The sequence below is a fragment of the Halorubrum salinum genome (assembly GCF_024494575.1).
Classification (GTDB): domain Archaea; phylum Halobacteriota; class Halobacteria; order Halobacteriales; family Haloferacaceae; genus Halorubrum; species Halorubrum salinum.
On sequence record NZ_JANHDO010000001.1, the window covers coordinates 91,675 to 112,027 of the forward strand.

16 protein-coding genes are annotated in these 20,353 nt (G+C 67.4%); 9 read left to right on the forward strand and 7 right to left on the reverse strand.

What is annotated here, in order from left to right:
* Positions 1 to 40 precede the first annotated feature (40 nt).
* The gene (gene argF / locus NO930_RS00485; protein ID WP_137782542.1) at positions 41 to 940 is read left to right on the forward strand and encodes an ornithine carbamoyltransferase; all 900 of its coding nucleotides are present in this window, start codon (positions 41 to 43) and stop codon (positions 938 to 940) included.
* 28 nt (positions 941 to 968) lie between these two features.
* Here argF and NO930_RS00490 read toward each other — a convergent pair whose 3' ends face one another.
* Positions 969 to 2,081: a pyridoxal-phosphate-dependent aminotransferase family protein gene (locus tag NO930_RS00490; RefSeq protein WP_256402146.1), complete on the reverse strand. Its 1,113-nt coding sequence runs from the start codon at positions 2,079 to 2,081 to the stop codon at positions 969 to 971.
* Positions 2,082 to 2,358: 277 nt separating this feature from the next.
* Here NO930_RS00490 and NO930_RS00495 point away from each other — a divergent pair, with 277 nt between their 5' ends.
* Complete coding sequence (locus tag NO930_RS00495) at positions 2,359 to 4,710, forward strand: amino acid permease (protein WP_256402147.1); 2,352 nt, start codon at positions 2,359 to 2,361, stop codon at positions 4,708 to 4,710.
* 177 nt (positions 4,711 to 4,887) lie between these two features.
* Entirely contained in the window at positions 4,888 to 5,220 is a 333-nt protein-coding gene (locus NO930_RS00500; RefSeq protein WP_137782544.1) for a hypothetical protein, read from the forward strand.
* A 4-nt stretch (positions 5,221 to 5,224) separates the two neighbouring features.
* Here NO930_RS00500 and NO930_RS00505 read toward each other — a convergent pair whose 3' ends face one another.
* Genes NO930_RS00505 through NO930_RS00525 form a run of 5 tightly spaced genes read right to left on the reverse strand, consistent with a single transcriptional unit; the run spans position 5,225 to position 12,684 of the window.
* Positions 5,225 to 6,304: an Mrp/NBP35 family ATP-binding protein gene (locus NO930_RS00505; protein WP_256402148.1), complete on the reverse strand. Its 1,080-nt coding sequence runs from the start codon at positions 6,302 to 6,304 to the stop codon at positions 5,225 to 5,227.
* Positions 6,305 to 6,315: 11 nt separating this feature from the next.
* On the reverse strand, positions 6,316 to 7,104 hold the full coding sequence (locus tag NO930_RS00510; protein ID WP_199242121.1) for a TorD/DmsD family molecular chaperone: 789 nt from the start codon (positions 7,102 to 7,104) through the stop codon (positions 6,316 to 6,318).
* 6 nt (positions 7,105 to 7,110) lie between these two features.
* Positions 7,111 to 10,368, reverse strand: a complete 3,258-nt coding sequence (locus NO930_RS00515) for a molybdopterin-dependent oxidoreductase (RefSeq protein ID WP_256402149.1) — start codon at positions 10,366 to 10,368, stop codon at positions 7,111 to 7,113.
* A complete protein-coding gene (nrfD, locus tag NO930_RS00520) occupies positions 10,365 to 11,636 on the reverse strand; it encodes an NrfD/PsrC family molybdoenzyme membrane anchor subunit (protein ID WP_256402150.1) in 1,272 nt (423 codons plus the stop codon). Before nrfD ends, NO930_RS00515 begins: the two co-directional genes overlap by 4 nt.
* A 4-nt stretch (positions 11,637 to 11,640) precedes the next feature.
* Positions 11,641 to 12,684, reverse strand: a complete 1,044-nt coding sequence (locus tag NO930_RS00525; RefSeq protein ID WP_199242122.1) for a 4Fe-4S dicluster domain-containing protein — start codon at positions 12,682 to 12,684, stop codon at positions 11,641 to 11,643.
* Between the two features lie 339 nt (positions 12,685 to 13,023).
* On the opposite strand from NO930_RS00525, the gene NO930_RS00530 reads away from it, so the two are divergent.
* Positions 13,024 to 14,862, forward strand: coding sequence for a bacterio-opsin activator domain-containing protein (locus NO930_RS00530; protein WP_137782547.1), 1,839 nt, complete (start codon positions 13,024 to 13,026; stop codon positions 14,860 to 14,862).
* A gap of 11 nt (positions 14,863 to 14,873) precedes the next feature.
* Here NO930_RS00530 and NO930_RS00535 read toward each other — a convergent pair whose 3' ends face one another.
* Complete coding sequence (locus NO930_RS00535; RefSeq protein WP_256402797.1) at positions 14,874 to 16,121, reverse strand: CobW family GTP-binding protein; 1,248 nt, start codon at positions 16,119 to 16,121, stop codon at positions 14,874 to 14,876.
* A gap of 134 nt (positions 16,122 to 16,255) precedes the next feature.
* On the opposite strand from NO930_RS00535, the gene NO930_RS00540 reads away from it, so the two are divergent.
* The 5 genes from NO930_RS00540 to NO930_RS00560 all read left to right on the forward strand — a co-directional run bounded on the left by NO930_RS00540 (position 16,256) and on the right by NO930_RS00560 (position 20,163).
* On the forward strand, positions 16,256 to 16,471 hold the full coding sequence (locus NO930_RS00540; RefSeq protein ID WP_137783746.1) for a hypothetical protein: 216 nt from the start codon (positions 16,256 to 16,258) through the stop codon (positions 16,469 to 16,471).
* A gap of 211 nt (positions 16,472 to 16,682) precedes the next feature.
* Entirely contained in the window at positions 16,683 to 18,134 is a 1,452-nt protein-coding gene (locus NO930_RS00545; protein WP_256402151.1) for an APC family permease, read from the forward strand.
* The gene (locus NO930_RS00550; protein WP_137783748.1) at positions 18,124 to 18,777 is read left to right on the forward strand and encodes a potassium channel family protein; all 654 of its coding nucleotides are present in this window, start codon (positions 18,124 to 18,126) and stop codon (positions 18,775 to 18,777) included. Before NO930_RS00545 ends, NO930_RS00550 begins: the two co-directional genes overlap by 11 nt.
* Positions 18,778 to 18,866: 89 nt before the next feature.
* Positions 18,867 to 19,163, forward strand: coding sequence for a DUF7990 family protein (locus tag NO930_RS00555; RefSeq protein WP_049983831.1), 297 nt, complete (start codon positions 18,867 to 18,869; stop codon positions 19,161 to 19,163).
* A gap of 28 nt (positions 19,164 to 19,191) precedes the next feature.
* Positions 19,192 to 20,163 carry an ArsA family ATPase gene (locus NO930_RS00560; protein ID WP_256402152.1) on the forward strand — a complete coding sequence of 324 codons (972 nt, stop codon included), beginning with the start codon at positions 19,192 to 19,194 and terminating at the stop codon, positions 20,161 to 20,163.
* The last annotated feature ends 190 nt before the right edge of the window (positions 20,164 to 20,353 follow it).

Here is a 20,353-nt window from a genome sequence, read left to right on the forward strand (position 1 = left end):
CTCGAACGACACCACGCTACCACACCGTACAACCGACACGATGCCACTCGCTACCGACGACTTCCTCGACATCGACGACGTGACGCCCGCCGAACTGGACGCCCTGCTTTCCCGCGCCGCCGCGATGAAGGCGGGCGAGACGGACCCCCGACTGGCGGACGCGACGCTCGGGATGATCTTCGAGAAGCCCTCGACCCGGACCCGCGTCTCCTTCGAGACGGGGATGACCAGACTGGGCGGCCACGCGATGTTCCTCGGCCCCGACGACATACAACTCGGCCACGGCGAGCCGTTGCGCGACACCGCACGCGTGCTCGGCCGGTACGTCGACGGCGTGATGGCCAGGCTCTTCGACCACGAAGACGTCGAGGTGCTCGCCGAGTACGCGGACTGTCCCGTGATCAACGGGCTCACCGACGAGGCGCATCCCTGCCAGACGCTCGCGGACCTCCTCACGATCCGCGAGACCGTCGGCGAAGACGCCACGGTCGCGTGGATCGGCGACGGCAACAACGTCGGGCAGTCGTTCGTCGTCGGCGCGGCGATGGCCGGGATCGACGTCGAGGTCGCGACGCCCGCCGACTACGGCATGGACCCCGCCGTCTTCGATCGGGCGGCCGCGTTCGGCGCGGACGTGGAGCCGACGACGGACCCCGCGACGGCGATCGACGGCGCGGACGTCGTCTACACCGACGTGTGGATCTCGATGGGACAAGAAGACGAGCGCGAGGAGAAGATGGCCGCGTTCGACGGCTTCCAGGTGAACGCGGACCTCCTCGCCGGCACCGACGCGCGGGTGATGCACTGTCTGCCCGCTCACCGCGGCGAGGAGATCACGGACGACGTGCTCGAATCCGACCGCGCGCTGGTGTGGGACCAGGCCGAAAACCGGATGCACGCACAGAACGCGCTGCTCGTCGAACTGCTCGGAGCGGAGTGACGTGTCCGAGCGTCTTCGGGCGTCTCCGCTAGAGCCCGGCGACGTCTTCGATCGCGTCGGTCAGTTCCTTGACGCTCTCGACGGTGTGTTCGCCCATGTGCCCGATCCGGAACGTCTCCTCGCCGAGCTGTGAGCCGTACCCGTTCGAGAAGGCCATGTCGTACTCCTCGCTCACTTCTTCGATCGTCGCGGCCACGTCTATCCCCTGCGTGTTCTCGATGCAGGCGACCGTCTGGGACTCGTAGCCCTCCTCCGGGAACATCGCGAAGTGCTCGTCGGCCCACTCGTGGACGTACTCCATCATCTCACGGTGACGCTCGTCGCGGGCGTCGTGGCCCTCCTCCAGCATGTGTTTCATCTGTTTGCGGTACGCTAACATGACCGGGATCGCGGGCGTCGAGTGGGTCTGTCCCTTGCGGTCGTAGTAGTCGATGGTGCGACGGAAGCCGCCGTACCACGAGGAGGTTCCCTTCTCTACCTCGCGGTCGTAGGCGTCGTCGCTGACGACGCAGACCGCGAGTCCCGGCGGCATCGCGAACGCCTTCTGGGTCGACGCGAAGATCACGTCGATGTCGTGTTCGTCGATGTCGACGTAGTCGCCGCCCAGAGCGGAGACCGCGTCGACGACGAAGTACGTGTCCGGGTACTCCGCGACCACGTCGCCGATCTCCTCGATCGGGTTGCGGACGCCCGTGGAGGACTCGTTCATCACGGTCGCGACCACGTCGTAGTGCTTGTCCGTCGATTCGAGGTGTTCGCGGATGTCCTCGGGCTTGACGGCCTCGCCCCACTCGTACTCCAGCCGGTCGACGTCCTTGCCGAGCCGCTCGGCGACGTTGGCGTGGCGCTCGCTGAAACTGCCGCAGGTCGGCACCAGGATGTTCTCGTCGACGAGGTTGAGCGTCGACGCCTCCCAGAACTCCGTGCCGGAGGCGGTGAGGATGACGACCTCGTTTTCGGTGCCGAGGAACTCTTTGGTGTCCTCGACGATGGTGGTGTACAGATCGGTCATCCGGTCCATCCGGTGGCCGAACATCGGCTGTGCCATCGCCTCGATCACGTCCTCGCGGACCTCGGTCGGCCCGGGGATGAACAGCGTCTTGTCGTCGTAGTCGTCGCGGTATTCGCGTTTCTTGGTCACGGGATCCACCTGATGATCGGTACGGGGGCGCGTGCCGGTATGTTCCTTGTGGTATCTCCGGACCCCCGGGTCGCGCGTTCGCCCGTCTCGCCCGGAACCGCCCCCACCTAACAGAGTCCATTCCACCTCACAGAGCCGCCGACCACGCCGCGGAAAGTAGCCGGGTTTATACGAACAGAGGAGAGAAACAAGGTATGATACACGCACGGAGAGTCACAACCGCCCGAGGGGTAGCCACCGTTTCCGGGGCCGTCGTGACCGGCAGAGGTGGCCCGCCGTGAGCGGCGACGAGGAACTCGCGAAGGACCTCGGCCCGCTCGCGGCGCTCACGATCGGGATCGGGACGATGATCGGCGCGGGGATCTTCGTGTTGCCCGGTACCGCGGTCGCTCGCGCCGGCCCGCTCGCGGCGCTCACGTTCGTCCTCGGCGGGATCATCGCGCTTTTCACCGCGCTCTCCGCGTCCGAACTCGGCACGGCGATGCCGAAGTCTGGCGGGGCGTACTTCTACGTCAACCGCGCGCTCGGCCCGATGTTCGGCTCCGTCGCCGGCTGGGCCAACTGGCTCGGACTCGCCTTCGCCTCCGCCTTCTACATGTACGGCTTCGGCGAGTACGTCAACGCGCTCGTCGGACTCGGCCCCGTCGGGCTCGGGTTCGTGACGTTAGAGGCCGCACAGGTGATCGGCCTCGCAGGCGCGCTGTTGTTCATCGCGGTCAACTACTTCGGCGCGAAAGAGACCGGCGGACTCCAGATCGTCATCGTCATGTCGCTTCTGGGTATCCTCGCGGTCTTCACGGTCGTCGGCCTGCTGAACGCCGACATGGAGTCGCTGCGGCCGATCGCGCCGCCGGGGACGACGAGCGAGGTGTTGCCCGTCACCGGGATCATCTTCGTCTCGTACCTCGGGTTCGTGCAGATAACGTCGGTCGCAGAGGAGATCAAAAACCCCGGCCGCAACCTTCCGCTCGCGGTGCTCGGCTCGGTCGTCATCGTCACCGTGGTGTACGCGCTGTTCCTCGTCGTGCTGCTCGCGGCGGTGCCGAACGAGCTGGTCGCGAACAACGAGACCGCCGTCGTCGACGCCGCGAGACTGCTGTTCGGCAACTACTCGGTGTTCGGCTACTCGCTCGGAGCGGTCGGCGCGGGAATGTTACTCATCGGCGGGCTGCTCGCGACCGCCTCCTCGGCGAACGCGTCGATCCTCTCGTCGTCGCGGATCAACTTCGCGATGGGCCGCGAGAAGATCGTCACCCCCAAGCTCAACGAGATCCACGACCGGTTCGGGACCCCGTACAAGTCGATCGCGCTCACCGGCGCGCTCATCCTCGTCTTCCTCGTCGCCGGCGGCGTCGAGTCCCTGTCGACGATGGGGTCCGTGCTTCACCTCATCGTCTACGGCCTGCTCAACCTCGCGCTCATCGTGATGCGGGAGTCCGAGGTCGAGGGATACGACCCCGACTTCGAGGTCCCCTTCTACCCGGCCGTTCCGATAATCGGGACCGTGTCGTCGTTCGCGCTGATCGTGTACATCGATCCGACGATCATCCTGATCTCCTTCGGTCTCGTGGTCTTCGCTCTCCTCTGGTACCTCGTGTACGCCCGCGAGAAGGTCGAGGCCCGCGGCGTGTTGGGGACGTGGATCCTCGACCGCTCCGACGAACTGCCGGAGCAGGCCGTCTCCGCGGCCACGTCCGTCCAGCCGAGCGGCGGCGACTACCGCGTGATGGTGCCGCTCGCGAACCCCGCGACCGAAGAGCACCTGATCACGCTCGCCTCCGCCATCGCCAAACAGCGCGACGGGACGGTCGTCGCGGTCAACATCGCGAACGTGCCCGACCAGACCTCGCTCGAAGCCGCCCGCGACCGCGGCGCACACGACGCCGCCCACGACCTGCTCGACCGCGCGAAAGAGGACGCCGAGACGTTCGGCGTCGACGTCGAGACGCACGTCGTCCTCTCTCACCGCGTGTTCGAGGAGGTGTTCGACGCCGCCCGAACCTACGGTGCCGACCTCACCGTGATGGGCTGGGGCGAGGACTCTCACGGCGCGCCCGGCCGCGCCGAGTCCGCGATCGACGAACTGGCGTACTCGCTCCCCTCCGACTTCCTCGTGTTCCGCGACCGCGGGTTCGACCCCTCGGGGATCTTGGTGCCGACCGCCGGCGGCCCCGCCTCCGACCTCTCCGCGGCCGTCGCCCGGATGCTCCAACTGGAGTTCGACGGCGAGGTCACCCTGTTGCACGTCGCCGACGACGAGGCGGAGGGCCGGCGGTTCCTCTCGGCGTGGGCCGAGGAGCACGACCTCGCGGACGCGACGCTGCGCATCGAGTCCGGCGACGTGGAGACGAGCATCGAGCGGGCCGCCCGCGACGCCACGATGCTCATCGTCGGCGCGACGGAGAAGGGGCTGCTCTCGCGGCTGGTCCGCGGCTCGCTCGTCTTACAGGTGCTCGATGAGGTCGAGTGCTCCGTGCTGCTCGCCGAGAAGCGCAGCGACCGCGGTCTGCTCGCCCGGCTCTTCGGCGGCGGTGCGCGGTCCAACGATCTGATCGACGAGCCCGAGACGCCGGCCGACACCGGCGTCACGACCGACCCGTCTACGCCCGACCCCGACGAGACGGAATAGCGTCTTCCGTTTCCGCTTTCGTCCGTTCCGCTCTGCTTTCGTCTGCCTCGTCTTCTTTCACCTGCTCTCGTCCGTTCCGTTCTCGTCTGCTCTCCGCTCGCTTCTTTTTCGGCTCGCTTCTTTCCGCGCTCGCCGGAAACGGATCGATTTTTACTGACGGATACGAGTACCACAGGCATGGCAGTTTGTGACAGCCCGGGGGACGGTCACGGAACGGTGACGCTCCCGGCGGTGATACCGTTCGATCTCGACCACCTCACCCGGATGAGCTGGGAGCTCGGATCGCGCACGGTTCGTGACCCCGACGCGACGCGAATCGGGCGATGGTGTGCCGAATCCCGACGCTGGGAGCTTTCGGCCTTCGACGTCACTCGCGACACCGTCGTTCTCAGAGTCCACACGCCGGTGGGACGCACGCGGTTCTACGGAGCGATCGCCGCGGAGGCGGAGCCGGCCCTGCGGACGCTCGCCGACACCTCCGAGTGGGCCGCCGTCGACGAGGAGACCTGAGCCGCTACCCGCCGCCGCCGGCGGTCCGTTGACGAGCGCGACGGCGCAGGACACCGACGTTGTTCGCGACGGCCCCCGTCAGGTCCCGAAACGCCGCGGCCGTCGCGCCGTCGCCCCGAGCCACGACCGGCTCGCCGTCCTCTGCTCCCGTTCGGATCGCCGGGTCGAGCGGCAGCGACCCGAGATACGGCACGTCGACTTCCTCGGCCAGCGATCGGCCGCCGTCTTCCCCGAAGACGTCGTGTGTGTCTCCGCAGCTCGGACAGACGAACCCGCTCATGTTCTCGACGACGCCGAGCACGTTGGTCCGGTACTCCCCGAACATCTGCACGCCGCGGCGGGTGTCGTCCACCGCGACTGACTGCGGCGTCGTGACGACGACCGTTCCCGTCACGGGGAGGTGTTGGAGCACCGTCAACTGGACGTCGCCGGTGCCCGGCGGGAGGTCGACGACGAGGTAATCGAGCGGCCCCCACGAGACGTCGCCGAAGAGGTCGGTGAGCGTGTTCTGTGCGACGGGACCGCGCCAGACGACGGGGTCGTCCTCGTCGATCAGCAACCCGACGCTCATCAGTTCGACCCCGTGAGCGGTCGGCGGTTCGATCCGGTCGTCACCGTCGACGGTCGCCACGCCGGGGTCCTCGTCGACCCCGAGCATCTGCGGGACGTTCGGGCCGTACACGTCGGCGTCGAACAGCCCCACGTTCGCTCCCCGGTCCGCCAACCCCGCGGCGAGGTTGACGGCGACGGTGCTCTTTCCGACCCCGCCCTTGCCGGAGGCGACGGCGATCACGTTTTTCACCTCGGGCAGTACCGAGGACTCTCCCGCGTCGAGACGCGGCACCGTCGCGGAGAGACGCGCGTCGAGTCCCGCCTCCTCGACCACCCCGCGAACGCGGTCTGCGATCGTGGCTTCCTCCGGCGCGTGCGGCGCGCCGAGCGCGAGTTCGATCGACGCCGTCCCGTCGTCGACGGTGCTGTCGGTGACGAGCCCGGCGCTGACGATGTCCGCGCCGAGCGCGGGATCGTCGACGGTGCGGAGGCGGTCGCGGAGGTCTGAATCGGTGATGTCTGTGGATGTCATTGGTGAATCGGCTACGCGTGTTCGGTGTCCGACGGGCGGTCGTCCGACTGTGCTGCGACCTCGCTCGCGTCCCACGCGGCGAACGTCCGTGCGAGCCGCGCGATCCCGGCGAAGACGCCTTCGGCCGCGTCCTGTTCTGCGACCGCCTCGTCGAACCGGTCGAGCCACCCCAACCGGGAGAGCGTCTGCGCTTGGAGATCGCACACGGCGTCGACGGCCGGCTCGTCGCCGCCGTCTTCGAGGAGCGTCGCCTCGCGCTCACACAGCGCGCGCATGAACTCGAAGCACGCGGCCACGTGGTCTGGGATGCCGTCGCCTCGTCGGGGGGAAAACCCCGCGGCGGCGTACAACTGCGCCATGTCGGCGGCCGGGTCGCCGAGGAGTTCACCGGCCTCGCCTGCGGTGTGGTACCGCGAGTCCGACTCGAACTCCTCGCTCGGTTCGGTCGCGTGGGCGGACGCGAACGGCGGAACGTAGTGGCTCCCGGGGACGACGAACAGGGTGTCGTACCCGACGGCGAGGGAGTCTGCGTCGTGGCCGTCTCCGTCCGGGATCGCCTGCTCGCCGTCGATCGGTAGCGCGTCGGCGACGGCCGCGAACGCGTCCCGCTCGAACGCCTCGGCGATCGCCTCCGTCTCGCCGTCGAACGCCGCCGCCAGCAGTCCGTACAGCCGAGCGCGAGCCGTCGCCAGCGCCGCTCCGTCCGGGCCGTCCGTGGCGTTCGCGTCGTCCGGATCGCCCGGATCGGTCGAATCGTTCGCGTCGTCCGGATCGGTCGCGTCGTTCGTGTGTGCGGACATCTCAGATCACCGCCGCTCCACGTCGACGAAGGCGTCGTACTGCGCGTTGCTCCCGCCGACGAGATCCGAGAGGCCGGTGTCGCCGAGCTCCTCGTCGAGCGGCTGGACGTGGTTGATCGCGAAGCCGGCGTCGCGCCCCTTCGCGTACCCCCCTTCCTCGGTCATCGGCTCGTCGAACTGGTAGTCGCTGTGCCCGTCTGCCTCGACAGCCTCCCGCGTCTCGCCGTCGATCGTCTCCGCCGTCGCTCCGTCGCCGGTCCGCCCCCAGCCCCACATCGCGCCGACGACGCCGGGGCGGATGCCGCTCGTGACCATCGCGACCGCGTCGACGGTCTCGCGTCCGGCGTCGAGGGCGATCTCGTCGCCGTTTTCGATCCCGCGCTCCTCGGCGTCTCGCGGGTTGATCCACACCGGATTCTCCGGGCGCGTCTCGCGGAGCCACGGGCTGTTCTGGGTGCGGTGCATCCCCTGTGTCCGCGGCTTCCAGTTTATCAGTCGCAGCGGGCGATCCCGATCGTCGTCGCCGCGCACCGCGGCCTGCACGGTGCCGTCGTAGTGCTCGACGTCGTCGACCTTCGGAAGGGGGTCGAACCGCTCGCCGGTGAACGAGTGTTTCCCGTTCGGCACGACCTCGCTGTAGAAGTCGACGCGCGACTCGAGTTTGTACCGCATGTGCTCGCCGTCGTAGGCGTTCGAATCGCGCGCTCGCTCGGCGTAGTCGTAGTCGTGTCCGTGTTCGCCGAACGCCTCGTCGTACTCCCCGGCCGGCTCCTCGAAGCGCCCGCCGCGGTTCAACACGGTGACGACCTTCGGCCACTCCTCGTCCGTGACCGCGGCCTTCCAGCGGTCGAGGTCGAACTGGTCGCCGAGGCCGTTCTCGTGACTTTCGCGGAACACCCGACGCTCGTCCGCGCTCGCGTCCGGGACCGGATCGCGGTCGTACGCGATGTTGGCGGCGAGCTTCACGTAGAAGTCCTCGGCCCGTTCGAGCGGCCACAGGTCGCCTTCGGCGTCAGCGATCGCGTCCTCGCCGACGCCGGGCAGACCGAGCTCCGACCACAGGTCTATCAGCACGTCTTCGAACGGACGCGCGTCGGGGACGACGGACACCGCCGGCTGGCTGATCTTCTCGTCTGCCAGCCGCTTGTTCGGGTACGTGCCGAAGTTCTCCCACCGTTCGAGGTAGGTCGGCTCGGGCAGGATGTAGTCGGCGTACTGGCTCGTCTCGCCGATGACCGTGTCCGAGGCGACAATAAGCGGGATCGTGTCGGTGTCTCTGAGGATCGCCGGGATCTCGTCGCCGCCGGCGACCGCCATCACGTGGTTGTTCGAGTACGGTCGGATGAAAAGCGCCTCGACGCCGTACGGGTACTCGTCGGCGGCGCTGCCGTAGAGTTCCTGGGTCGCCTGCGGCGGCGCGACGGGGAACCACGGCCGCTTCGCCGGGTAGCCGTCGTCGCGCTCGAAAAGCGAGGTGTCCTCGTAGTTGATCCCCCCTCGGAGCAGCGGGATCCCCCACGGCGAGCGGCCGTCGGGCACCGACCCGAGATCGTATCGGCCCGACATCGTGTCATAGCCCGCGTACGGGGTGATCTGTCCGCCCTTCCAGTCGTAGTTGCCGATGAGGTGCTGGAGGGTGGCGATCGCCCGCGTGTTGTAGAAGCCGTTCGTGTGCTTCGCCGGCCCGCGGTAGGCCATGATCGCGGCGCGCTTGCCGTGACTCGTGAACTCGTCTGCGATATCGGCGATCTGTTCGGCCGGCACGCCGGCCATCTCCGCGTACTCCTCGACGGTGTGCTCGAAGACGCGCTCGCGGTACTGGCTCCAGACGCTCCGCACCGCCGCGCCCTCGACGGTCACGTCCACGTCGAGGACGGCCGTGTCGACCTCGCTCGCGGGGCGGGGCTCGCCGGTGTCGGCGTCGATCACGACGAAGTCGTCCGCGGTGTCAGCGTTCTCGTCGACCAGCCCGAGGTCGCCGGCGCGCGCCTTCGGTCCCGCGTCCTCGTCGACGAGGACGAGGTGGGTCGCGTCGCTCCACGTCGGCTCGTCGTCGTCGCTCGCGGCCGACTGCGAGGGGTTCTGGAGGTACGTCAGGTCGTGGCGGTCGTTCTCGATGATCCATCGGGCCATCCCGAGCGCGAGCGCGCCGTCCGCGCCGGGCTCGACCGGCACCCACGTGTCGGCCTTCTCGGCGGTCTTCGACAGGCGCGGATCGATCACGTCCATCCGCATCCCGTCTTCGATGGCGTTCGTCAGCTTCGGCGCGAGCCACGTCGGCCCCTTGTTCGCGACCATCGGATTGGTCCCCCACGCGATGAGGTACTCGCAGTTGTCGATGTCGGGGTACTGCCGCTTCTTTTGAGCCGCGTGCGACCGCACGTTACCCATCACGCTCGAGACGCCGCAGGTCCCGGCGTGGTGGACGCTGTTTATGGATCCGAGCCCCTGGTGCCAGAGCCGGTTCCGGATGAAGTTGCGGCGGAACCCGCCCACGTCGACGATCTGGTTCGACTTCGGTCCCAAGTCGGGGTGGTCGGTGTCGATGAGGTCCTCGGCGTACCGCTCGTCGAACGCCGACTTGGACAACTCGCCGTTCTGGACGGCCTCCCAGTCGCTCATCACGTCCTCCTTCGGAGCGTACCCCCAGACGTCTTCGAGCCCGGGATGCCCCAGCTCGTCGTCGCCCTCGACGATATCTTGGATAGCCTGTTCCCACGAGACCGTCTTCCACTCGCCCGACCCGCGCGGACCGACCCGCTTCATCGGCTTTCGAACCCGGTAGCTGTCGAAGGCCGTCTGAATGCCCGCCTGCCCCTTCAGGCAGATCCGACCCCCGGAGAGCGACCACCGATCGGTGTCGACGTCGCCGCTCCCCTCGACGTCGCCCATCGCCACGTCTTCCGGGTCGCTCCCGTAGGGGACCTGCGAGAACGGCTGAGTGTTGAGGAACGAGTACGGGTTCCCCGCCAGCTTCCGGACGAGCGAACTGTACTCGCCGGTGCCGCTCCCGTCGGCGAGTTGCACCTTGACCGGACAGAACGTGTTACACTGCCCGCAGGTGGTGTGGATCACGTCGCTCGCGTCGTACTCGCCGTACTCGTCGCCGACGTAGTGGTGCTCGTCGTCGGTCCACAGGTCGTCGACGTCCACGTCGACCGCGGCGTTGCTCGCCGCCGCGATGACGCCGATACTCCCGACCGCCTTGATCAAGTCCCGGCGCGAGACGGTCGCACCGTCTCCGTCGGAATCGTCTGCGCTCATTCGTGGTCACCTCCAGAAAGCGGAGTCAGCGGAAGCGTCTCTGCACCGAGCGTGTACAACAGCAGCCCGACGCCGATCATGCCGACGCTCGTCCCCCACTCGACGAGCGTCGGGAAGTACGAGCCGTGGGGGAGTCCCTCCATCACCGGCATGACCTGCGCCGGAACGACGATGTTGAACCGCACCGCGATGATTCCGATGACGACGCTCAGGCCGGCGATCACCATCACTCCCGGCGTGCGCCGCCACGATCGCTTGCTCAACAGGACCATCGGGAACACCCAACTGAATCCGACCATGAACCACCAGAACGACCACGACATCGGCCCGTACATGATGACGTTCCAGGTCTCGATCTCGTGGGGGTGGAGGCTGGCTATCGCGATGAACGTCTCGATGGCCGTCAGCGCCGCGTCGACGACGATGAAGCCGATCAGAAGCTGCGCGAGGCGATCGAGCAGATCCGGGTCGACCGCCTCGCCGTCGAACAGCCGGGTCCGGAGCACGTAGATCAACATCACCAAGGCGGTCCCGCTGAGAAGCGCCGAGATGACGAAGATCACCGGGAACAGCCCGCTGTTCCAGTACGGTCGGGCCTTCGAGACGGCGAACAGCACGCCGGTCCCGCCGTGAACCATGAAGATGGCGAGCGGGATCCCGACGACGCCCGCCCGCTTGAGCCAGCGCCGATCGAACGCCCGTGACGCCTCGCTCGTGTCCAGCCGCCCGAGCGCGAGCGTCGCGTAGAACCGCTCTTTGAGCCCCGAAGTCCGATCCGCGACGCGCGCGAGGTCGATACGCATCGAGAAGTACAGCTCCGTGACCAGTATCGCGATGTACGCCACGTAGGCGTGGACCTCCCACGAGAGCGCGGAGGTCAGCTGACGCCAAATGAACGGGAAGTACATCCGGTCCATCCGCCCGAGGTCGATCCACACGAAGAGCAGCGCCACGGCCATGCTGATGATCGCAGCGAACAGCGCGTCGCGGTCGATGCGGTGCATCCCCTCGACCTCGAAGACGTTGGCCATCGTGCTCACGAGGAACGCGCCGGCCGAGAGGCCGACGAAGTAGATGTAGAAGGCGACCCACGCCCCCCACGGCACGATGCTCGTGAGGTTGGTGCTCGCCATCCCCCCCGTGATCCGGAGGTACGTCGCGTACGCGCCGACGGCGACGAGCGCGGCGACGAAGGCGTACCACGCCACGCGGAGTCGTCCGTCCTCGAAGCCCGGATCGAAGTCGAATCGCGTGTGTTGTGTCGCCATCGTCCTACTTGAGGTAGTAGACGTTGGGGTCCGTCCCCTCGTCTTCTTTCAGTTGGAACGCGCGGGAGGAGTCGGCCATCTTCGCGACCTCGCTTTCGGGGTTATCGAGGTCTCCCATGTTCCGCGCGTCGCCGATACAGGTCTCGACGCAGGCCGGTTCCTCGCCGCGCTCTAAGCGATGCGTACAGAAGCTGCACTTACGGATGTTGCCGATCGGCGATTCACCCTCTTCTCGCGGCCCCCGATCGACGCCGTACTCGGGGCTCGTCACTTCGCCCGCCCCGTCGACTTCGTCGTCGTAGTTCTCGCCGAAGTCGAAGTACCGCGCGCCGTACGGACAGGCGATGTTGCAGTACCGGCAGCCGATACACCGGTCGTAGTCGATGTTGACCACGCCGTCGTCCATCTTGTACGTCGCCGAGACCGGACACACCTGCACGCACGGCGGGTTGTCACACTGCATGCACGGGCGCGGAACGTTCGTGCGCGTGACGTTCGGGAACTCGCCGTGTTCCTCCTCCATCACGACGTTGTACGACACGCCCGGCGGGGTCCGGTTCTCGGACTTGCACGCGACCGTACACGAGTCACAGCCGACGCACTTCTGGAGGTCTATCACCATCCCCCACGTCTCGTCGCCCGCGCCGATCCCGCCGCCCGCGTCGCCTCTCCCCTCGCCGTCGACCTGCGCCGACTCCGTCGACACGGTGTCCATCGAGCCGACGGCACAGCTCAGCGACTCGGCCGTCTCCGTCGAGACGGTCTGGTCGCCGGCGTCGACCGCCGGGTTCGGCGTCTCTCGGTACGCCTCGCCGAACTCGTCCGCGGCCGCCTCGTCGTACTTCTCCCAGTACTCGTCGCCGGTGATCTCTCCCCGGGCGACGCGCTTCGCGTCCTCGGCCATCGCGACACCGAGGTCCGTGTCCGCCTCGACGTCCGCGAGCTCCTCTCTCGGATCGGGCCGTTCGTCCTCCACCATCGCGTCGAGGTCCGCCTTCCCGACGTCCGGAACACCGGGGAAGACGTCCCCGTCGTCTGCGGTACTCATCGCCACCACCCGTGACCGCTCGTCGCGCCGGCGGACGGTCGATCCGGCCGGTCGGTTCTGGCGTTCATACACGTATACGTACGCAGACACCGGTGGAAAGGGTGGTACCAATACTGTTTGATCCGGGCCGTCTCCCGGAATACGCCCCATATTGCGGGTACCAATACTGTTTGGATCGGGGATGTCGGACGCGCCACGCGCGGCGAGGGGACGCGCGCGCCAACCACGGCTGTTATCTGCGAGAACAGGAAAGACGTCGGACATGAACGGGCTGTGCCAAGCCGAGCGGTCGGTCGCTCCGGCCGGACCCGCCGACCGCCTGACGCCGACACGGATCACATGAACTGGATCATCGCCTCCTCTATCGTCCTGCGGCTTCTCGGCGTCGGGTACTCGGTCCTGCTCCTCGTCCGAACCCGCGACCGCCGGTTCGGGTTCCTGACGCTGCTCCTGTCCTTCATGACGCTTCGCCAACTTCTCACGGTCCAGACGGCGACCACCGGGGTCGAGGAACTCCCCGGTCTCGTCGTGAGCGTGCTCACCCTGATCACGGTGTACTACCTCTCCGAGTACGTCGACGAGGAGGCCGCGATCAAAGCGCAACTTCAGTCGGCCAACGACCGCCTCCGGAGCTTTCGCAAGGCGATCGAACACGCCGGACACGCGATCTTCCTCACCGATCCGGACGGGACCATCGAGTACGCGAACCCGGCCGTCGAGACGGTCACCGGGTACGAGCCGGACGAGGTGGTCGGCGAGAACCCGCGGCTCTGGCAGTCGGGCGAACACGACGAGGCGTTCTACGCTGGGCTCTGGGAGCAGATCGAGTCAGGATCGGTCTGGGAGGGTGAGCTGACGAACCGCCGGAAGTCGGGAGAGCTCTGCTGGATCGACGCGACGATCGCCCCGATCACAGAAGGCGGTGACGTCGAGCGCTACGTCGCGATAGAGCGCGACGTCACGGAGCGGAAGGAACGCGAGATGCACATCGAGGAGCAAAACGAGCGGCTGACGCTTCTGAACAACACGAACGCGATGCTTCGAGACGTCAACCGCGAACTCGTCTCCGCGTCGACCCGGGAGGAGATCGAGTCCGCGGTGTGCACGCAGTTCGCTTCCTCGGACCTCTTCGACGCGGCGTGGATCGGCACTCGGGGCCTCGTCGACGACACGGTGGCCCCGCGCTCGCGGGCCGGCATCGACGCCGACGCGGTCGACCGTCACATCGAGACGCTGTGTGCCGCCGATCCAACCCCGATCACGGAGGCGTTAGACGGGGAAACGACCGTCGTCGCCGACGTCGAAAGCGACGCGGAGGCCGCCGAGACGCGGAGCGTCGTCGTCCCGCTCGCGTACCGCGGCGCGGAGTACGGCGTCCTCGTCGTGGTGACGCGGGATCAGAGCGCGTTCGACCTGCTCGAAGACCCCCTCTTCGCGGAGCTCGGCAGCACCGTCGCGGACGCGATAAGCGCCGTCGAGAGCAAGCAGACGCTCGCCGCGGACAGCGTGACCGAACTGGAGTTCCAGTTGCGGGGCATCGACGAGCCGCTGGCGACCATGGCGGCACGGCTCGACTGCACCGTCACGGTCGAGCACGTCGGCGGCACCCGCGACGGCACCCACGTCCAGTACGTCACCGTCGACGCCGATCCGGACGCCGTCGCCGCACACACCGACGAGTCGGCTCACGTCGAGACCACACAGCACGTGTACAGCTACGAGGACCGGTCGCTGTTCCGGCTCGCCGTCGACGAGCGATCGATCGTCGCGACGCTGGCGCAGTACGGAGCCGAGATCGGAACGCTCTCGATCAGCGGGTCGAGCGGACAGCTGATCGCACGCGTCGCCAGTTCGAACGATATCCGAACCGTCGTCAACGCGCTCCGGACGGCGTACGACGACCTGACGCTCGTCGCACAGCGCGAGCGCGACCGAGACGTCCGGACCGAGGCCGGCTTCCGGAAGCAGTTGGCCGCGGCGCTGACGGACCGACAGCGCGAGGCGGCACGCACCGCGTACTTCGCGGGCTTTTTCGACTGGCCCCGCGAGCACACCGGCGAGGAGGTCGCGTCGATGATGGACATCTCACAGACGACGTTCACCCAGCACCTGCGCGCAGCCGAAAACAAGCTCTTCGCCGCGCTGTTCGACGACGCGACGACCGGCGAGGCGGGGTGACTGTCACGCGTTCACGGTTCTCTGAGCGCGACCTCGTCTCCCTGCTCGGCCGGGAACGGCGTCTCGTCGCCTGCACCCGGTCCGCCGCCCCCGAACTCGTCCCACTCCTCGTCGGTGGCGAGCGCGTCGTCGAGCCGGTCGATAAGGGCGTCTTCGTCCACGTCCGTGCCGATGACGACGTACTCCGTCAGCCGGTCGCCGTGGTCGTCGTCCCAGTCGAGCTCCGGGCGGTTCGACCGGAGCATGTCGCGCTCGACCGCGGGGAGGCTCGCTATCCACGGACCGAGCGCCTCGACGCGGACCGACCGTCCGGCCTGTCCGACCTGCTGACGCTGGTCCGTGCCGGCGACCCAGAGCGTTCCCTTCGAGCGGACCACGTCGTCCGGAAGGTCGCGGAGGAGCGCGGCGATCCGCTCCGGGTGGAACGGCCGTCGGCGCCGGTAGGTGAACGAGGTGACCCCGTAGACTTCGTCGGGATGGCGGTGGTCGTGTCCGCCGTGAGCGTCGCCGGCGCCCTCGTGTGCGTGGTCTCCGTCGTCTCTCGCCTCGTCGAGCGCGCGCTTCCACCCCGGGAGGTCGCCGACCTCGCTCTCGTCGAAGATCCCCACGTCGAGAATCCGGTCCGGGTCGACGGCGGCGAACTCGGTCACGACCGTCTCGGCGCTCGGCTGGAGCGCCTCGACGAGCCCGACCGCCTCCTCGATCTCCGGGTCCGTGCAGAGGTCCGCTTTGTTGCACACGACCACGTTCGACACCTCGATCTGCTCGACGAGGAGGTCGGAGAGCGGGCGGTCGTCGCCGGCGTCGGGGTCGGTCAGCCGCTCGGGGACGTCCGCTCCGGAGAAGGCGTCGATGAACTGTCGCGTGTCGATCACGGTGACGAGCGCGTCGACCCGGTAGCGGGCGGCCGCGCGCGACTCCGTGGTGAACAGCCGCGCGACCGGCGCGGGCTCGGAGATGCCCGAGGACTCGACGACCAAGGCGTCGAAGCTGCGCTCGTTCGCGAGCCGCACGACCGCGGTCTCCAGGTCGTCTTGTAGCTCACAACAGATACAGCCGTTCGACAGCTCCGTGACGCCCTCGACGTCGACCTCCGACTCCTCCGCGATCAGGTCGGCGTCGACGTTCACGTCTCCCATGTCGTTGACGAGGACGGCGATGTCGCGGTCGCCGGCGGTAGAGAGGAGGTGGTTCAAAAGCGTCGTCTTGCCCGCCCCGAGGCTCCCCGAGAGCACGGTCACCGGGATCCGGTCGGTCATGTGATCCGTTCCGTCGGCCGCCCCCTTCAACTCCTCGCCGCCGTGCGTCTCGACCGCTCGATTGCGGACGCGTAGCCGGTCGCCGTCCACCGAAAGCCGATACGTTGATACGTTCGGCCCACCGACCGCGGACCATGTTCCAGTACCTCTCCGTGGTGGGCGTCGCGGCGGTCGTCGCGACGATACTGATGGTCACCGCCATGCTGTATCTCGTCTGGGGCGCTATCACCAACGACGCTCACTCCCCGACGCCGGACACCGGAGACAATCCCGAACTCGACGACGGGTCTGAGGCCGCGGACTCGACCGACGCTCAGGGCGAGTTGACGGCCGACGGCAACTCGGCTTGACACCTTCCCCGCGCTGAAGCGCGAGGCTCTCCTCTCGATTCTCCGCAACCGACTGCGACCGTAGACGGTATCTCGTCTTCGTGGCCGCAGACGGTATCTCGCTTTTTCCGAACGGATCTCTCGGTGAGAGATCCATCCCCGGTACTGAAGTGTGCCGAACTGGCTACACTACGAACGCAATGGCTGCTGAACGACTCTCTGGGTGCGCGTAATGAGCGGTAGCCAGACTCGATCGCCGGACGCCGAGCTCGGGCTGCTCGACGCCACCATGATCGGGATGGGCGCGATGATCGGGGCTGGCATCTTCGTTCTCACGGGACTCGCGGCCGAAATCGCCGGACCGGCGGCGATCGTCGTCTTCGCGCTGAACGGCGTCGTCACGGCGTTCACCGGCCTCTCGTACGCCGAACTCGCCGCGTCGATCCCGAAAAGCGGCGGCGGGTACGCGTTCGTCCGCGAGATATTCGACGACCTGTCGTCGTTCATCATGGGGTGGATGCTCTGGTTCGCGTACATGATAGCCGGCGCGCTGTACGCGCTCGGATTCGCGCCGAACTTCCTCGAACTGCTTCACGTCTACGGGCTGGTTCCGCCGCCGGAACAGGTGGGAGCGATCGCCGTCCCGGTCGTCGACGCGGCCGTCCCGATCGCGTTCCTGCTGGCGTTCGTCGCGGTGCTCGGCCTAGTGGCGCTCAACGCCGTCTCGACGGCGGCGAGCGGGAGCGCAGAGACCGTCTTCACCGTCGTCAAGGTGTGTATCCTCGTGGTGTTCGTCGGGTTCGGATTCGCGTCCCCGATGTTCTCCGGCGCCGAGTTCCAACCCCTGTTTCCCGACGGCAACGGCGCGGCCGCGGTCCTGCCGGCTATGGGTCTCACGTTCATCGCGTTCGAGGGGTACGACCTCATCACCACCGTCACGGAGGAAGTGGAAAATCCCCGCGAGAACATTCCGAAAGCGATCTTTTTCAGCCTCGCGGCGACCGTGGTCGTTTACCTGGCCGTCGTGACGGTCGCCGTCGGAACGCTCGGAGCCGCCGGGCTCGCGGACGCCGGCGAGGCCGGCATCGCCACCGCGGCGACCTCGTTCATGCCGACCGGGTTACCGATCATCCAAAACGGTGGAGCGCTCATCGTCTTCGGCGCGGTGTTCTCGACTCTGACCGCGCTGAACGCGGTCGTGATCGCTTCCTCGCGGGTCGCGTTCTCGATGGGGCGGGAGGGACAACTGCTCCCCTCGTTCGGCCAGATCCACCACCGCTACGGGACGCCGTTCGTCGCGATCCTCGCCAGTGCGGTCGTGATGCTCGGGTCGGTGGCACTGCCGACACAGAGCGCCGGGAACATGTCGAGCCTGTTCTTTTTACTGTCGTTCATCATCGTCAACATCGCCGTGATCAGGCTCCGCCGGGAGCGGCCGAACATGAATCGCCCGTACACGGTCCCCTTCTATCCGGCTCCGCCACTGATCGGTATCGCGCTCAACCTGATCCTGACGGCCGTCCTCGTGGAGTACCTACTCCGGACGGACCCGCTGGCGCTCGGGCTCAGCGCGGGATGGATCGGCCTCGGCGGCGTCGCCTACGTCGGCCTCAACAGGCTACGGACGCCGTCGACGGGAGACACTGCGGCTGTCGACACCGAGGAGGACACCAATGACCAGTAACCTTGACATCATCATCGCGGGCGGCGGACGCGTCGGCTTCCAGACGGCCGAGATACTCGCCGACCGCGGCCACGACGTGACGATCATCGAACGCGACGAGCGAACCGTCTCAGACATCGCCGACGAGTGGACGGCGACTGTGATCGAGGGTGACGCGACCGACCCGGACATCATCGAACAGGCCGGCATCGAACGGGCCGACGCGATCGCGGCGCTCACGGGCGTCTCGGGACTGAACCTCGCGGTGTGTCTGGCCGCCGCCGAGCTGGCACCCGACATCCGAACGGTCGCGCGCATCGACAGCGCGGTCGGCGACGCCTACACCCGGTTCGTCGATGCCGTACTCTACCCCGAGCGTGCCGGTGCCCGCCTCGCGGCGAACGAGATCCTCGGCAGCGACGTCCAGACGCTCGCAGACGTGACCGGGACGCTCGACATCATGCTCGTCCGCGTCGCAGAGGGGGCCCCAGCCGCCGGGAAACAACTGACCGACGTTCGGTTCCCAGCGGGAACGCTGATCGTCTCGGACGACGACGGACAGCGGATCGCTCGCTCGGACACGACGCTCTCGCCCGGACGTCGCTACGTCGTCGCTGTCGAGCCGGACGTCGCCGAGGAAGTAATGAACCTGATGCGGGGGTGAGACCGGCTCCCTGCGGCCGCGCCTTCGCAGATGCGTGATCGGGACGCACCCGCGATAGCTTTTAATCGACGCGAGCGTCACGGTCAATCATGAGTATCGCAGACCGAATCGCGGTCTTTCGCGCGGAGCTCGAAGAGTGGCTCCGCGGTCTCTACCACGGCATGATCACGCACCCGGCCTACGAGAAGATAGAGAAGGAGGCCGAAGACGCCGAAGACGAGTTCATGCTCGCGTGTTTCCCCGACGCCTTCGGCATCCCGTCTCCGGTCTCGTACTACACCGCCGAGCTGCTCCCGTACCTCGAAGACGAGTTCGAGGCGTGGGAGCGGCGGCTGTGGGACCGCGAGAGCCTCATCGAGCGGAAGGGCCAGCAGTACCACTTCTGATGGACGCGACAGCCACGGAGGACCGGTGATGGAGCGGTTCGTTTTCTTCGGCGGGAAAGGCGGGGTCGGCAAGACGACCGTCTCGTGTGCGTACGCCTATCGCTGTGCGGACGCCGGCGTCAAAACGCTCGTCGTCTCGACGGACCCGGCACACTCGGTGTCGGACGTGTTCGACCAAGAGTTCGGCGACGACCCGGAGTCGGTCGCTGGCGTCGACCGGCTGGACGCGATGGAGATCGACCCGGAAGACGAGATGCAACGTCACCTCCAAGAGATCCGAGAGGGGCTTTCGGAGCAGGTGTCGACCGCGATGGTCTCCGAGATCAACCGCCAACTGGAGATGTCCCACGGCACGCCGGGCGCGTACGAGGCCGCCCTGTTCGACGCGTTCGTGACCGTGATGCGCGAGGAGAGCGACCCGTACGAGCGAGTGGTCTTCGATACCGCGCCGACGGGGTCGACGCTCCGATTGCTCGGTCTTCCCGACTTTCTCGGCGACTGGATCGACCGGCTGTTGTACAAGCGAAAACAGTCCATCGACCTCTTCGAGAAGGCGGCGATCGGCGACATGGAGCCGCGGCGGCTGATGGACGGCGACCCGGTCTTGGAGCGGCTACAGCGGCGCAAGGAGTTCTTCGAATACGCGGGCGACGCGATGCGAAACCACGCCGCGTTCTTTCTGGTGTTGAACCCGGACCAGCTCTCCGTCAACGAGACGGGACGGGCGATCGAGGGGTTCACCGACCGCGACCTGCGGGTCCGCGGACTCGTCGCGAACAAGCTCACGCCGGCACCCGACGCCGACGAGGACGGTCGCGGTGCCCGCTACCTCCGAGACAAGGTGGAAACCGAGCGCGACCGGATCCAACAGGTCCGTGAAGGGTTCGAACCGCCGCTCGTCGCCGAGATCGAGTCACGCACGCGCGAGGTTCGCGGAGACCTGCTCTCGGACGTAGCCGGGGAACTCGACGTCGAGACGTCGCCGCCGAACCCGACGTAGCCGGGGAACCCGACGTCGAGACGCCGCCGCCGGCCCGCCGCGGATCGGCGGCGATCGACGCGAACCGACGGACCGACGCGCACGGCCGTCCGGCCGAAGAACGCGCGCGAACGAGTTCCCGCGGAGTCGCTGGTTAATTTCACATTGCGAACGAGTAACAAGGTCTCGATCGGCGTCTCGTCTCGGCCGG